This is a genomic window from Halohasta salina, assembly GCF_024178165.1.
GTDB classification, from domain to species: Archaea; Halobacteriota; Halobacteria; order Halobacteriales; family Haloferacaceae; genus Halohasta; species Halohasta salina.
The window spans coordinates 541852-556553 of record NZ_JAMZIE010000001.1; the positions used below are offsets into that span (position 1 = coordinate 541852).

A 14702-nucleotide genomic window follows, 5' to 3' on the forward strand; every position below is an offset into this window, starting at 1 on the left:
GCGGTCGGCCCACACCATCGGCCATGACCGTAAGCGACTGGGGCGACTGGCTCCCACAGGCCGTCGACGCCGCTGACCCCGAGACGGTAGCGATCTGGTATCTCGGCTGCAACGGCTTCGTGATCAAGGGCAGCGAGGGCACCACCATCTGGATCGACCCCTATGTCGGACTGGGCGACCCACCCCGGACGATCCGGATGATCCCCGTCCCGTTCGATCCCGACGACGTCGACGCCTCAGCCGTCGACGCCGTGTTTGCCACCCACGAACACACCGACCACACCCACGGCCCGAGTCAGGGCCCGCTCCTCGAAACGGGAGCGGACTTTTTCGCCCCGGACGACAGCCTCGCGGTCGCCTTCGAGGACGAGGAGTGGCTCGACAGCTACGACATCAGTGAGGATCAGTTCACCGAGGTCACCGAGGGCGATCAGTTCTCCGTCGGCGAGTTCACCGTCGACGTCGTCGAGACCCACGATCCCGACTCGACACACCCGGTCGGCTACATGATCCAACACGAGTCGGGGACGATCTTCCACGCCGGCGACAGCAAACCGGCCGACACCTTCGTCGACGTCGGCGAAGCCTACGACATCGACCTCGGTATTCTCGCCTTCGGCGCGATCGGCAACATTCCCGACAAGGAAACCCGCGAGCCGGTGCGGACGAAGTGGTACGCGACCGAAAACGAGACGGTCAAATCCGCTTCCGACCTCCAGTTGGATCGGCTGCTGCCGAGCCACTGGGACATGTGGAAGGGGATGACTGCCGATCCGACTGCACTCCACCACCACGCCCGATCATACGAGTATCCACAGCAGTTGGAGATCGTCGAAATCGGTGACCGCGTCGACCTGTAGCCGGTCGCTCCCGTGGCGGTCAGTCCGCGAGCGGCAACTCGACGCTGAATACCGCCCCGCGCGGCTCGTTGTCCTCGACGACGACCGTCCCACCGTAGCGGTCGACCAGCGTGTCGACGAGGTAGAGGCCGATCCCCGTCCCGTTGCTGTCGAGGCCCTGCTCGCCGCGGCCGAAGATCTGTGTCTTGTGGGCATCCGAGACGCCGGGGCCGTTGTCGGCGATCCGGACAGTAACGGCATCGTCGTCGACGGCGGTCTCGATACCGATCTCGGGTTCTTCGGTGTCGTTGTGCTGGACGGCGTTCTTCAGGAGGTTCCGGAACACCGCCTCCAGCAGGTCGTCGGCCAGCACGTGGACCCGCGGGAGCTCGCCGGTGACGGTGACGACCGTCGTCGACTCCGCCGACAGCAGCCGGTCGATCTGGCCGTCGAGTGTTCTAGCCAGTGGCACCGGTCGACGGTTGGCGTCGGCCTGCAGCATCGTCTGGGCGAGGTCCCGAGCGGTCGTCGTGAGTTCGATGGCGTTGTCGGTGCTTCTGGTGATGACGTCGAGATACGACTGTGACTCCACCCCGAGTGTGCCATCGAGCATCTCGACGTACGCGGAGATCAACTGGAGATCGTTGCGGATGTCGTGGCGCACCACCTGATTGAGGACGTCGAGGTTGTCCCGCTGGGTCTCGAGTTGGCGCTCGTAGGTCTTGAGATCGGTGACGTCGCGGGCGTAGGCCAGCACCGCGGGCTCGCTGCTGTGGGCGGTCTCGTAGGGGATCTTGACCGTGCTGAAGATTCGCGTCTCGCCGTCGGCGGTCGTCACCGATTCCTCGGGGATCTGTTTCGGTTCGCCGGAGTCGATCACCGCCAAGTCGTCCTCACGGAAGTTCTCGTACTCGCTCGCGTCCGGCATCACCGCGGACTCCTGCTGTCCTTCGACAGTCGCGGTCGTCTCTCCGTAGCAGTCGGCGAGCGCATCGTTGGCCAGCAGGAACGTCCCGGCACGGTTCTTGACGAAGACGGGATCGGGGATCAGATCGATGATCTGCCGGAGCTCCGTCCGGGCCTGTTCCAGCTCCTGCTCGTCGCGCTTCCGGTCGGTGATGTCTTGGAAGATACCCAACGCGCCGACGACCTCGCCATCGGTGTCGACCTGCGGGTCGGCGACCGTCCTGACCCATCGGGTCCGATCTCCGGCCGTGACGATCCGGAGTTCGAGTTCGTAGGGCTCTCCCTCGGTCCTCAGTCGGTCGAACGCCTCCTGTATCGTCGGCCGATCTTCGGGGTGGTAGAACTCGATTCCGTCGGCCAGTGTCACCTCTTGGTCCACGGGGCGGTCGTGGATGCGGTAGACTTCGTCGCTCCAGTGGAGGGTGTCGTCGACGAGGTCGGCCTCCCACCAGCCGATCGAGGCGTTTTCCTGCGTCTGTTCGATGAGGTCGCGGCTTCGTCGGAGTTCTTCCTCCCGTTCCTTTCGTCCGGTGATGTCGGTGGTGATACCCGCGACCTGTGTCACGACCCCGTCGTCGTCGGTTACGACGTCGATCTGTGCCTGCACCCAGCGCAATCCCCGCTCGGGATGCTGGATCCGGTACTCTTGGGCCACCGTCCCCGTGATCACCCCCTCACGGAACTCCTCGACCGCCCCCGACAGCGCCTCGGTGTCGTCGGGGTGGACGTGTCGGAGCCACGACTCGGGGTCGGCGTAGGCCTCCGCGGGTGTGATGCCGTAGATGCGCTCGACGGCATCGTTCACGTACAGCGTCTCGGAGTAGTCGGCCGACACGAGGAAGAAGGCGTCCCGAACGGTGCCGGCGAACCGCTCGAACTGGGTGCGGAGCCGTGTGAGTTCCGCCTCCCGCCGTTTCTGGTCGGTGATGTCTTGGACGACCCCGGTCGCCGAGACGGGATCGCCGTCCTCGAAGCCGAGTTCGGCCTGCTGGCGCATCCATCTGGTCTCGCCGTCGTCGGTGACGATCCGGTGTTCGATGTCGTAGGGGTCGCCCGTCTCGGCAGCCGCCCACGCGGCGTCGACCCGGTCGGCGTCATCGGGGTGGATGTAGCTCAAAAACGTCTCGTGGTCGATGGTGGCGGCGTCGGTGTCGACCCTCCACATCTCGAACACCTTCTCGGACCAGTGGATCCGGTCGGAGGGGATCTCCTTGAACCACCAGCCGACGTCGGCGACGTCCTGTGCCTTCCGCAGGTAGGCCGCGGGCAGGTGGTGGTCGGTGCCGCCGCCGAGTCGTTCGGACCTCGCCCTCCCGTCTACCGATTCGGGGTCGCGGGCGACGACGACGACTCTCGGCTCGCCGTCGACCGTCGTGACCGTCGGGTGGAGCGTCTCCTCCAGCAGGTCGCCGTCGGCGGTCCGAACCGTCCAGCCGACCGTCCGCTCGTCGCCCCCCGCTGCCCGTCGGAGTCGGTCGACGAGGGGATCGTCGGTCGATCGCCCGGCGGCCAGCCCGTCGAGCGTCCGTCCAACCAGTTCGTCGTGGCCGTACCGCGAACGGGCGGCGGGGTTCGCGTCGGTGATCCGGCCGGTCGGATTCACGACCACAACTGCATCGCTGAGTGTATCAAGAACTGCCCACAGCGGGTCGACCGCCGCCTCCGAGCACGTGGCCCACCCCGAATCGTCCCTGACCATCTAACCATTGTATAGCTGTACAAATATATTATTCTGTCGTTATTGAAAAATAGAATGTACAACAGAAGCAGTAAATAACCACACACGCGGCGCAAATTTCGTGGAATAGTAGTCGTACCCGCCCGTCCTACCGTCGATGAGACGAACGGCTACACTAACGGGCTCGTAAATGTGAACCATAGTGAGAAAAACATGGGTGAATAATTAATTATTCTCCGAATAGATAGTTATTTTGAAACAAAAATTGTAATTATAGAACGAACGCCCGATTTAAGTATATTGGGTCGGTATGCCACGGTGCCGACCGAGACGAACAGCGGATGCCGAGCCTCCGGAACGGAGAACACGACAATGACAACTGATTACGACTTCCCCACGTGGTTTTGGGACCCGGAGACGACCGACGAAGACCGCCATATCTGGATGACACAGGACCGCTGTCGACGGCAAGCGATGCGACAGGACACGCCGTGGGCGCGGGCGGTCCGTAAACAACTCGAACGCCAGAAGCGCCGCCGGCAGGCGCGGCCGGATACCGTCGACGTCGCGGACTACTGTTGAACCGGGTCACCACCCCATTTTTTGTCGCGCAGTTGTTCGAACTGCCCGGCCAGCATAATTTAAATGTTCGTGAATGCGACTAAATAAAGAATCTATAACTATCAGGAATATCTCGGGGGCGGCGTCGGGCTATCAAACGCGAAAACAGCCCCACACATTTTAAGAGTCTGGTGTGAAACACCCCCACATGAGCCAGGGGTCAGACATCAACGAGACTGTAACAGTCTCGAACGACGGGATTACCGTCGAGAAGACTGTTACTGCGGAGGAGTTCCCCGTCCCGGCGGTGGTCTTCCAGATCGAGTCGACCGGATCGGAGCCGGCCCACGTGCGGCTGACCGATCAGATACCCGAATCGTTCCCGATGGAGCGGGTCGGCTTCCATCCGGAGTTCGAAAGCGACCGGTGGACTGCCTACAAGGACCACCGCGTGGAGTTCGAACGGGACCTCGAACCCGGCGAGGAACTCAAGACCGTTTACGGCATCCGGACCGACGACATGAGCGATCTGCGGTCGTTCCTCATCGAGCCGTCGGTCAAGGAACTCACCACACAGGAACAGGAGCAGGCCGCCGACATCGAGGGCGTACTGGGGCCCGACAACAGCCAACTCGTCCGGGACGTACTCTCCGGGGACCGGAGTTCCCTCCCCGGCGTCGACGACCAACAGGAGCCACTCGCCGGCGACAACGACCCCCTCGCCGACGCCACCCCGAGTACCGAGCCGACGGCGGCCGACGAACCCGGGGCGGTCGACGCATCTGCCGACCCATCCGCCGCCGATCCGGCAGCCGAGATCGACGACGCCGAACCGGCCGCTGAGACGGACGCCGAACCGGCAGCCGAGATTGACGATGCCGAACCGGCCGCGGAAGCGGACGCCGAACCGGCAGCCGAGGCCGACGACGCCGAACCGGCCGCTGAGGCGGATGCCGATCCGACAGCCGACATCGAGACGGCCGACGCCAGCGAGGCGACCGATAGCGGGACGACGATCGGTGACGAGGCAGTGGCCGACGCCGAATCGGTCGACGACGAGCAAGTCGACGACGCGCTCGACGAGCCGCCGGTCGAGGACACCGAGCAGGCGGCCGACGAGGCGGCAGTCGAGGCCGAGCCAGCCGACGAAGCGACTTCGACGGACGCCGATCCGGCAGTCGAGGAACCGGCCGCCGCCGAGCCATCGGCCGCCGACGGGACTGTCGACGCCGATACGGATGCCGCCTCGGTCGACCCCGAGGCCGACCAGCCGGCGATCGACGACGACCTCCAGCCGGCGATCACGGCGACGCCGGCGGTCGACGGCGACGAGGACGACTCCTCGTCGGTTGTCGCGGTCCAAGGCGGGATCGCCGCCGTGCTGGCGGCCGAACTCCGGAACGACAACGTCTCCGAGGAGGATCGCGCCCTGTTGGAGAAGGAACTCGGCTCCGGAGTGCCCCGGAGCGTCGAGGTCCGCCTCGACCGGGTCCAGTCACAGGTCGACGAGCTGGCGGCCTACACCGACGCTCTCGAAGAGTTCATCAACGAAAACGGGACCGCCACCGAGATCTTCGGCGATCTACGCTCGGACGTCGAAGAACTCTCGAAGGAGATCGACGAGATCTCGGTCGAACTCGATTCGGCCTCCTCCGAGCGGGCCGACCTCAGCGCGGACCTCACCAGCGTCCGGACCGGGGTCAACAGCGTCGAACGCGAGGTCGAGGCGCTCGACGACCGCGTCGACGACGCCGAAGCCAGTGTCGACGAGATCGACGACCGCGTCGACGATGCCGAATCGACCGTCGAGTCGGCCGTCGAGCAGGTCGACGACCTCGACGCCTCGGTCTCGAAGCTCTCCCGCGAGGTCGAGACGGCGACCGAGACCGCGGACAACGCGGCCGACCGGGCCAACACGGCGGTCGAGACCGCCGACAGCGCCGCCGCCGACGCCGAGTCGGCGACCGACGCCGTCGAGGATCTCGACGGCGACCTTGACCACGCCTTCGAGGAGATCGGCGACCTCGGCGAGACGGTCGACGATCTCGACGCACGGATCACAGAACTGGACACCGATCTCGGCGACGTCGACACGGCCGTCGGCGACGTCGAGGAAGAACTCGACACGCTCGACGACACCATCCGCTCGGCCAAACGCCGGCTCAGAGGCGACCTCGATGCCCTCGAAGAGCGGGTCGAAGACATGGACGTCCTCGACACCAAGGCCGACGTCGGCGAGGTCGACGCCATCGCCGACCGGGTCGACGAACTCGAAGCCGAGATCGACGCCCTCGAACAGTTCCGCAATCAGCTCTCCAGTGCCTTCGGCGGCGTCGGCGGCGGTGGCGACGGCGAGAACTGAGCCGCCCGCCGAGGGGTGAGACGGGCTCCCGTACGGCCAACGAAACGGAATCTGTTTAGGAGCCGGTTCCGACACCCCGACAATGAGCCGAACGGTTCCGGTGGCGGTGCCCAGAAAGGGTCGACCGCTCGAAGCGGTGCTCGACCGACTCGCTGCGGTTGCCGACTGCGGAGCGCTCGCCGACACGGTGAGTTCGACGCTCCGGTACGAGAAGGCGATCACCAAGGGCCATACCGAACCGGATCGCGGCCCCTACGAGCGACTGGCCGACTACAGCGATCCCACCGAGCCGACCGCCCCCGAGTACACCCTGCTGCGGGACAGCCGCGATGGCTTTCCCCGACGGGTGGTCTTCGACAGCGCGACCGTCGACTGCGGCGAGACGACGATCCACCTCATCGGCCGCGAGGAGCCGTTCCGCGCCCTGCGGACCCACGAGTTCGCCCTCGGCTTCGACAGCGCCGACCTCGTCCTCGAAGAGGTAGTCGAACTCCACCCCGAGGGGCTGGGCTCGCTCGCGGAGATCAACCGCCGGATCAGCCCCAAAGACACCGACGTCAGGGTCGTCACCGGGCTCGGTGACACGGTGTACCACACGCTGATGGCCACCCCCGAGTCGGTCGAGGGCCACGACCTCGATCGGGCGTTCGTCGACGAGTACGCCGGCCCGCTGTGTATCTCGCCGCGCTACGAGCGACTCGTCGAGGCCGTCCTCGGCACCGAGGCCATCGACGGCGTCGAGTTCGTCTATCCCGACGAGGACGTCGAGGAGGAGGCTGCCATCGCCGACGTCGGCCTCGGTGTCTATCTCACCATGACGGGGTCGACCGCCCGCGACCACGGGCTGGTCCTCGGCGAACAGTTGTTCCCCAGCGAGACCGTGCTGATGGAAAACGCCTCGGAGGCCGACGCGACGACCGACCGGCTCAAGGGGCTGTTGAGCGAGGCCGTCGCGGAAACCGAACTCGTCGCCGAATAGCCGGCGGTAGCGGCGCGGGGGGACTATCAGTCGCTGTATTTTCGGCCGTGTGTTTTTGTACTCGCGGGCGACAGGTCAGGTATGATTCGGGTCTCGGGCTTGCGGAAGACCTACGGTGATTTTGCGGCCGTCGTCGACAGCTCCTTTTCGGTCGAAGCCGGCGAGATCTTCGGCATCGTCGGCCCCAACGGCGCGGGCAAGACCACCACGCTGAAGATGCTCTCGGGGTTGATCGAGCCGACCGCCGGCACCGCCGAGGTCGCGGGCTTCGACGCCGCCGATCCGGCGATGCGCCACCGGCTCGGCTTCCTGCCCGAGGAGTCGCCGCTCTACGAGGACATGACCCCCCGATCGTATCTCACCTTCTTCGCCGACCTCTACGACGTGCCGCGGTCGACGGCCGACGAGCGGATCGCCGAAACGCTCGACCGACTCGAACTGGAGTACCGCGATCGGCGGATCGGCGACATGTCGAAGGGGATGAAACGCAAGGTCGCCATCGCCCGCTCGCTGATCAACGATCCCGACGTCCTCATTTACGACGAACCCGCAAGCGGGCTCGATCCCCTGACCACCAACTCGGTCCTTGAGTTCACCCGCGAGCTCCGGGCCGACGACAAGACCGTCCTCTTCAGCGCCCACAACCTCTACCATGTCGAGTCGGTCTGCGATCGGGTCATCATCATGAACGAAGGCCGGATCATCGCCCGCGGCAGCGTCGAGGAGATCCGCGAGGCCTACGGCGAGACCACCTACCACGTCTTCACCGATGTCGACCTCCCCGAGAGCGAGCCCGCCGATGGGGACCGCCACCGCATGGAGGTCGACACGATGGATGCTGTCGAGGACCTGCAGGACGCCGCCGCGGCCGCCGGCGGCCGGGTGGTCGACATCCGGACCGACGAGCCGAGCCTCGAAGAACTCTTCTTGGATCTCACCGGTCGCCAGATGGCCGGCCCCCGGACCGCGGCGGCGACCGATCCCGAGGCGTCGGCCGGCGACTCGCCGTCGACGCCTGACGACACCGAAGCCGCGACGGAGGGGCCACGGTGAAACTCGGGACGCGCCTCCGCCGGATCTGGCGGATCGCCCGCTGGGAGGTCAGCCTCGGCTCGCTGGGGCTCGACCGCCGGACGGTCGCCGCGGGCGTCCTGTTGGTGGCGCTGGCCGGGGCGATTGCCACCGCGGGCGTGGTCGGCGGCCTCGATGGTCTCTCGCCGAGCCAAGACATCTATCGGGTGGGCATCAGCGCCGACAGCCCCTACTACGACGTGGTCGAGAGCCACGCCGCGTTGGCCCCCTATCCGCCCGCCGTCGACCGGCTGGAACGCGGCGAGATCGACCTGCTGGTCGAATCCCGCGGCATCGGCGGGGCGACGATCGCAGCAGGCGGATCCGGAACCGTCGGCCTCGGGGGCGGCGGGCCGTCGGTATCGGTCGCTCACACCCCGACCGAGAAGGGAGCCGCGGCCCTGACGGCGTTCCGAGCAGCGGTCCAGCGCTACAACGACCGGACGATGGCGCTGGAACCCAACGAGACGGCCGCCTACCCCGTCTCGGTCCAGCTTCAGTACCGTAGTCAGGAGTCGCTGGTTCCCGGCGCGGTCGACGCCAACCGCTCGGCCGGCGGGACCGACGCCGGCGACGACGAACCCGGCAGTACCGATGGGAGCGACGGCGAGGAGTCGAATGGCAGTGGTAACGGCGAGAGCGACGACGCCGACGAGGGCGATGGCGACCCGTCGACGGTCGACGTCACCGACGGGACCGACCGCGAGCGGGTCGACCGCGCGGCGGGCGACGATTCGATCCTCGGCGATGTCTTCGGCGGCGGTGGCACGGAGGGCTCGCCCGCCGAGATCAGCCCGCCGTTCCCGTTCAGTTCGCTGGTGTTGGCGTTCGTCTTCCTCGTGCCGATGAACTTCGTCATTCAGGCCTACGGCGGGACGATCCTCAACGAGCGGATCAACCGCCGCGGCGAGTTGCTGTTGGTCGCGCCGATCGAGCGGCTCGACATCGTCGCCGGCAAGACGCTGCCGTATCTGGTGGCCGCGATCGTCGCCATCACCGGTATCAGCCTCGGGGTCGGCGGCGGGCTGGTGTCGGTAGCGGCCGTGCTGCCGATCGCTCTGGCCTTCCTGTCGTCGACGTTCGTCGGCGCGATGTTCGCCCGCTCGTTCAAGGAACTCACCTTTGTCACCGTCACGGTCTCGGTGTTTCTGACCAGCTACGTGTTCGTCCCCGCGATCTTCACCAACGTCACGCCGATCGCCCTGATCTCGCCGCTGACGCTCGTGGTGATGGAGCTACAGGGCGAGGCCGTCGGCCTCGGCGCGTACTTCTTTTCGACGTCGTCGTTCTACCTCGGCTCGGCGATCCTCTTTCTGCTCGGGGTCGGCGTCTACCGCGAGGAGGACATGTTCACCCAGAAGCCCGTCCCCCTGAAGTTCCTCGATGCCGTCGACGCCCGGCTCCGCGGCCGGAAGTCGGTCGCCGTCGCCGCCGCGTTGACGATCCCCTTCGTCTTCGTCGCCGAACTGTTGGCGATCGCCGTCCTGTTCGTCATGCCGATCGAACTCTCGGTGCCGCTGATCTTGGTCGTCATCGCGGCGATCGAGGAGGTGGCCAAGAGCATCCACATCTACGCCGGCATCGAGCGCGACCGCTTCGACCGATCGATCCGGACCGCGCTCGTCCTCGGGGGGCTCTCGGGGCTCGGCTTCTTCGTCGGCGAGAAATTCACCGCTATCGCCCAACTGGTCGGTCTGCCCGATCTCGTCCTCGGGCAGGCGACGTTGACTCCCGCGGGAGTGACGCCGGCGTCGACGCTCGCGCTGTTGTTCGCGCCGCTGGTGTTGCACACGGCGACCGCGGCGATCTCGGCACTGGGCGCGCGCCGGAATTGGCGGTGGTATCTCGCCGCGATGGCGGTTGCGACGGCGGTGCACGCCGCCTACAACGTCGGGGTGGTGAGTCTCTATGGCTGACGGCAGCCTCCGCCAGCGGCTCCGGAGCCAGCGGCTGACGATCGCCGGCCGGGAACTGCGGGTGCTCGGCCGGGAGAAGACGATCGTTCTGGCCCTCGTGATCCAGCTGTTCGTCGCCGGCTTCTCGGGTTTCTTAGTCGTCGGGCTGGTCTCGCTGTACGATCCCGGTAGCGTCGACGGCTACGGGATCGAGGCCGCGGTCACCGGCGACGCCAGCGACGAGATGCTGGCGGCGATCGACGATCGGGAGGCGATCAACGCCACCGAGTACACCTCGGCGGACGGTGCGTTCGCGGCCTTCGACGAGGGGCGGGCCCAGGCGGTGTTCGAGGCGACCGATCGCGACGGCCGGATCGAGGTGGTGCTGACCGCCCCCGAGGGGTCGATCCAGACGACGCTGGTCGTCTCCGAGAGCCAGGAGGCCCTTCGGGCCCTCGAACGCGCCGAGCGGGCCGACAGGGCGGCCTCACTGGAGGTCGTCCCCCTCGAACTGCCGCCGGAGCGCGGCGGCAACCCCTACTTCGATTTCACGTACACGGTTCTGCTGCCGCTGTTGGTGTTCCTGCCAGTGTTCATCAGCGGCTCGATCACCGTCGACTCCATCACTGAGGAGGTCGACCGCGGCACCCTCGAGTTGCTGCGGGTCGCGCCGGTCTCGCTGGTCCAGATCGTCGACGGCAAGGCGCTGGCGATGATCGCCATCGCGCCGCTGCAGGCGATGACGTGGCTGGCGCTGCTCTCGCTGAACGGCGTGGGGATCGCCAACGGCGCGTGGCTGTTCGCGCTCGTCACCGCTGCCACGGTGATAATCGTCGGCTTCGCGGTCGGGATCTCGATTCTGGCCGCCGACCGCCGGTCGGCACAGTTGCTGTTCTCGGTGGGGGTGCTGCTGCTGTTCGCGGGCGCGTCGTTCCTCCCCGGAAGCCCCGCGAACGTGGCCGCCCTGTTGGCGATCGACAGCGCCACGACCGCGACCTACGCTGCCGTCGGCGGCTACAGTGTGGGGGCGGTCGGCGTCGCCGGCGCAGTGCGGTGGCTTGTCGACCGAGTCGACGCCAACGAGCTATAACCGGTCGCCGTGACCGTCCGCAAAAGCCGATCGCCGCCGCTTACGTGAGCACGGCCGTGTTACCGCGGGTCTCGACCAACTCGGCGTCGACGCGCTCGGCCAGTTCTGCGGCCAGTTCCTCGGTGTCGTCCGTCCCGCGGGCCGCCCGGAGGAACTTCACCTTGACGAGCTTTCTGTCGTCGAGCTGATTGCTGAGTTCCTCGGTCACCGCGCCGATGCCGCTCTTGCCGACCCAGACGGTTACGTCCAGATCGTGGGCCTCCTTCCGGAGTTCGTGGTCGACCATATACCCAACAGAGAGGGTCGACCGGTTTCAAGCGTTCGACTGACGCCAATCCGCTCGTGGCCGGTTGTCCAGCGGGTACTCCGGACCGCAAACTGGCCACTACTCGCAATCGAAATTCCGACAAAACGGCTTCAGAGACCCTCAACACAGATATCCGCTCGGGTATGAGGCTCCGTAGGTATAGGTAGGTGACGCCCTGACATACGTGTATGGAATTCGCCCCGCAGCTCCTGCTTACGGTGCTGATGGGTGTTGGGCTGGTCGTCGCCGCCGTCTGGATCGGACGCTACCGCCGCGAAACGACCGCGACGCCCGCCCTCGGCGGCGAGGAGACGGGCGGTGCCTACGTCGAAAGCGAGAAGCCGGCCGGGCTCACGCGCTGGCTGACGACCGTCGACCACAAGGACATCGGGCTCCTCTATGGGCTGTTTGCCATCACGATATTCGTGATCGCCGGGCTCGAAGTCCTGCTGATGCGCATCGAGTTGGTGACGCCGAACACGACGCTGCTCGGCACGGCGACCTACAACGCCCTGCTGACGAGCCACGGTGTCGGGATGCTGTTGCTGTTCGGGACGCCGATCATCGCTGCCTTCGCCAACTACCTCGTCCCGCTGATCATCGGAGCCGACGACATGGCCTTTCCGCGGATCAACGCCATCGCCTTCTGGATGCTGCCGCCCGCTGCGATCCTCGTTTTTAGTGGGTTTCTCGCCCAGCCGCTGGGGCTGTTCGGCCCGCCACAGACCGGGTGGACGATGTACACGCCGTTATCGCTCGGCGGGAGTGGCCCCAGCTCCGACGCCGTCGGCGGCGCGGGTGTCGACATGATGCTGCTGGGCCTCCACCTCTCGGGGGTCGCCACCACGATGGGGGCGATCAACTTCATCGTGACCATCTTCACCCAGCGCGGCGAGAAAGTCACGTGGGCCAACCTCGACATCTTCTCGTGGACCATCCTCACCCAGTCGGGGATCATCCTCTTTGCCTTCCCGCTGCTGGGCAGCGCCCTGTTGATGCTGCTGGCCGACCGCAATCTCGGCACCACCTTCTTCATGGCGGAAGGTGGGACGCTGCTGTGGCAACACCTGTTTTGGTTCTTCGGCCACCCCGAGGTGTACATCCTCGTGTTGCCGATGATGGGGATCATCAGCTACGTCCTCCCGCGATTTGCGGGCCGTAAGCTGTTCGGCTTCAAGTTCGTCGTCTACTCCACGCTGGCCATCGGCGTGCTGTCGTTCGGCGTCTGGGCCCACCACATGTTCGCCACCGGGATCGACCCCCGGCTTCGGGCATCGTTCATGGCGGTTTCGCTGGCGATCGCGGTCCCCTCGGCGGTCAAGACGTTCAACTGGATCACCACGCTCTGGGGCGGCTCGATCCGGCTGACGACGCCGATGTTGTTCTGTGTCGCCTTCGTCGGCAACTTCATCATCGGCGGTGTCACCGGCGTCTTCCTGGCAGCCGTGCCGGTCGACCTCGTCCTCCACGATACCTACTACGTCGTCGGCCACTTCCACTACATCGTGATGGGAGCCATCGCCTTCGCCGGGTTCGCGGGCATCTACTACTGGTTCCCGCTCGTCACGGGGCGGATGTATCAGGTGACGCTCGGGAAGGCCCACTTCTGGCTCTCGATGGTCGGCGTCAACCTCACCTTCTTCGCGATGATCCTACTGGGCTACGGCGGGATGCCCCGGCGGTATGCGACCTACCTCCCGCAGTTCGCCACGCTCCACCGGCTGGTGACCCTCGGCGCGCTACTGTTGGCTGTCGGTCAGGTGATCTGGGTCTGGAACATGGTTTCGTCGTGGATCGAGGGGCGACGGATCGACGAGACCGATCCGTGGGATCTCCGAGAGGAGGACATCTACACCGCCGAGTGGAACTGGTTCGACCGGCGACGGCAGTCGCTGCTCACCGACGGCGAGGGGAGCCAGTCGACCGCAACCGACGGCGGCGAGCAGTCGACAGACGACGACAGGTAGATGATCGACGAGTAACAGGCGACAGCCAGCGAGTTCCGGGAGGGCTACGAATCGGCCTCGTCGGCCGACGGTGGCGGGCTCACGTATTTGAAATAGCCGAACAGTCCAACCGCGAGCCCGAGGTAGTAGATCACCTGTGGCCACGCCGCGGGCGCGGCATCCCACGCGAAAGAGATCACCGCGAAGATCAACCCTGCCATGACAATGTCCTCGATGACGTTCGTCTCGTACGTCCGGAGCCGATCGAGCAGCGAGTTTGGTCGACTCACTGGTCGACTCCCCAGAGCCACGCCGACTGCCACAGGCGGTGTCCCATTACCACGCTGGTTGGTAGGAACGGGATATAAACGTTAGTCGCTCCCGACGACCCGTTCGATCGCCTCGTCGGTCGACTGCGGCTCACCCCGGTAGAGGACGACCAGCAGCCCCAACAACACGGTTTCGAGGAGTTTCGAGGCGAGATCCAGCGGCGTGGTGAGCAGGTGTTCGGCGACGACGACCGCCGCCGGCTCGTCGTGGACGATCGGCTCGGGGGCCCACGGCCAGAAAAAGCCGCCGTGGCCGCCGAAGGCGTGCCACGCGACGTAGCCGACGAGATAGAGACTCACGAGCCCGATGCCGGCGAGATAGAACGGCTCGGGATCGTGGCCGTCGAGGATCCGGGCGATCCCCAGCAGGATGGCGATCCCGCTGAGGACGAACAGCGCCGGCCGGGGATCCGGCACCAGCCCGGCCTGGAGTTGGGTGACGAGCCGCGGGAACCCCCAGTAGATGTGGATCGCCGCCACCGCCACCGCGAGCGCCCCCGCAGCGTACCGGACCCCGGCCCGTGTCATACCTCCCGTTAGCGGGTCGACGCTACTGAGCGTTTCGCCCCACAGACCTCACGCGATTCGACAGGCGGGCCATGGGTGGCTCACAGCAACCGGTTCGACGGGCGAGCCGACGAGTGGCTCGCCCATCGAATGTAACAAAAGCTATCCTGTC

12 protein-coding genes are annotated in these 14702 nt (G+C 66.1%); 8 read left to right on the forward strand and 4 right to left on the reverse strand.

From position 1 onward, the window contains the following. Positions 1-23: 23 nt before the first annotated feature. Positions 24-860 (forward strand): MBL fold metallo-hydrolase, encoded by an 837-nt coding sequence (locus NKJ34_RS02735; RefSeq protein WP_253736722.1) that lies wholly within the window; start codon positions 24-26, stop codon positions 858-860. 19 nt (positions 861-879) lie between these two features. Here NKJ34_RS02735 and NKJ34_RS02740 read toward each other — a convergent pair whose 3' ends face one another. After that, positions 880-3504: a PAS domain-containing protein gene (locus NKJ34_RS02740; RefSeq protein ID WP_253736723.1), complete on the reverse strand. Its 2625-nt coding sequence runs from the start codon at positions 3502-3504 to the stop codon at positions 880-882. A gap of 351 nt (positions 3505-3855) precedes the next feature. Between NKJ34_RS02740 and NKJ34_RS02745 the strand changes: the two genes are divergently transcribed. From NKJ34_RS02745 to NKJ34_RS02770, 6 genes are all read left to right on the forward strand, one after another. After that, entirely contained in the window at positions 3856-4065 is a 210-nt protein-coding gene (locus tag NKJ34_RS02745) for a hypothetical protein (RefSeq protein WP_253736724.1), read from the forward strand. Positions 4066-4252: 187 nt separating this feature from the next. After that, entirely contained in the window at positions 4253-6406 is a 2154-nt protein-coding gene (locus tag NKJ34_RS02750; protein WP_253736725.1) for an alanine-zipper protein, read from the forward strand. Between the two features lie 82 nt (positions 6407-6488). After that, a complete protein-coding gene (locus NKJ34_RS02755; protein ID WP_253736726.1) occupies positions 6489-7385 on the forward strand; it encodes a phosphoribosyltransferase HisG-related protein in 897 nt (298 codons plus the stop codon). An 81-nt stretch (positions 7386-7466) separates the two neighbouring features. Then, complete coding sequence (locus NKJ34_RS02760; RefSeq protein WP_253736727.1) at positions 7467-8438, forward strand: ABC transporter ATP-binding protein; 972 nt, start codon at positions 7467-7469, stop codon at positions 8436-8438. Next, positions 8435-10372: an ABC transporter permease gene (locus tag NKJ34_RS02765; RefSeq protein ID WP_253736728.1), complete on the forward strand. Its 1938-nt coding sequence runs from the start codon at positions 8435-8437 to the stop codon at positions 10370-10372. The genes NKJ34_RS02760 and NKJ34_RS02765 overlap by 4 nt, the downstream gene beginning before the upstream one ends. Further along, on the forward strand, positions 10365-11441 hold the full coding sequence (locus NKJ34_RS02770) for an ABC transporter permease (RefSeq protein WP_253736729.1): 1077 nt from the start codon (positions 10365-10367) through the stop codon (positions 11439-11441). The genes NKJ34_RS02765 and NKJ34_RS02770 overlap by 8 nt, the downstream gene beginning before the upstream one ends. 40 nt (positions 11442-11481) lie before the next feature. Here the strand turns inward: NKJ34_RS02770 and NKJ34_RS02775 are convergent, their stop codons facing one another. Further along, positions 11482-11727, reverse strand: coding sequence for a YhbY family RNA-binding protein (locus NKJ34_RS02775; protein ID WP_253736730.1), 246 nt, complete (start codon positions 11725-11727; stop codon positions 11482-11484). A gap of 245 nt (positions 11728-11972) precedes the next feature. Here NKJ34_RS02775 and NKJ34_RS02780 point away from each other — a divergent pair, with 245 nt between their 5' ends. Next, a complete protein-coding gene (locus tag NKJ34_RS02780) occupies positions 11973-13715 on the forward strand; it encodes a cbb3-type cytochrome c oxidase subunit I (protein WP_253736983.1) in 1743 nt (580 codons plus the stop codon). A gap of 44 nt (positions 13716-13759) precedes the next feature. Here NKJ34_RS02780 and NKJ34_RS02785 read toward each other — a convergent pair whose 3' ends face one another. Then, complete coding sequence (locus tag NKJ34_RS02785) at positions 13760-13984, reverse strand: DUF8119 family protein (protein ID WP_253736731.1); 225 nt, start codon at positions 13982-13984, stop codon at positions 13760-13762. An 81-nt stretch (positions 13985-14065) separates the two neighbouring features. Beyond that, on the reverse strand, positions 14066-14551 hold the full coding sequence (locus tag NKJ34_RS02790; RefSeq protein ID WP_253736732.1) for a hypothetical protein: 486 nt from the start codon (positions 14549-14551) through the stop codon (positions 14066-14068). Positions 14552-14702 lie beyond the last annotated feature (151 nt).

Coding starts and splice junctions, on each gene's coding strand:
- NKJ34_RS02770 (WP_253736729.1), top strand. CDS start 10,365: ATGGCTGACGGCAGCCTCCGCCAGCGGCTCCGGAGCCAGCGGCTGACG.
- NKJ34_RS02745 (WP_253736724.1), top strand. CDS start 3,856: ATGACAACTGATTACGACTTCCCCACGTGGTTTTGGGACCCGGAGACG.
- NKJ34_RS02755 (WP_253736726.1), top strand. CDS start 6,489: ATGAGCCGAACGGTTCCGGTGGCGGTGCCCAGAAAGGGTCGACCGCTC.
- NKJ34_RS02790 (WP_253736732.1), bottom strand. CDS start 14,551: ATGACACGGGCCGGGGTCCGGTACGCTGCGGGGGCGCTCGCGGTGGCG.
- NKJ34_RS02740 (WP_253736723.1), bottom strand. CDS start 3,504: ATGGTCAGGGACGATTCGGGGTGGGCCACGTGCTCGGAGGCGGCGGTC.
- NKJ34_RS02760 (WP_253736727.1), top strand. CDS start 7,467: ATGATTCGGGTCTCGGGCTTGCGGAAGACCTACGGTGATTTTGCGGCC.
- NKJ34_RS02775 (WP_253736730.1), bottom strand. CDS start 11,727: ATGGTCGACCACGAACTCCGGAAGGAGGCCCACGATCTGGACGTAACC.
- NKJ34_RS02750 (WP_253736725.1), top strand. CDS start 4,253: ATGAGCCAGGGGTCAGACATCAACGAGACTGTAACAGTCTCGAACGAC.
- NKJ34_RS02735 (WP_253736722.1), top strand. CDS start 24: ATGACCGTAAGCGACTGGGGCGACTGGCTCCCACAGGCCGTCGACGCC.
- NKJ34_RS02780 (WP_253736983.1), top strand. CDS start 11,973: ATGGGTGTTGGGCTGGTCGTCGCCGCCGTCTGGATCGGACGCTACCGC.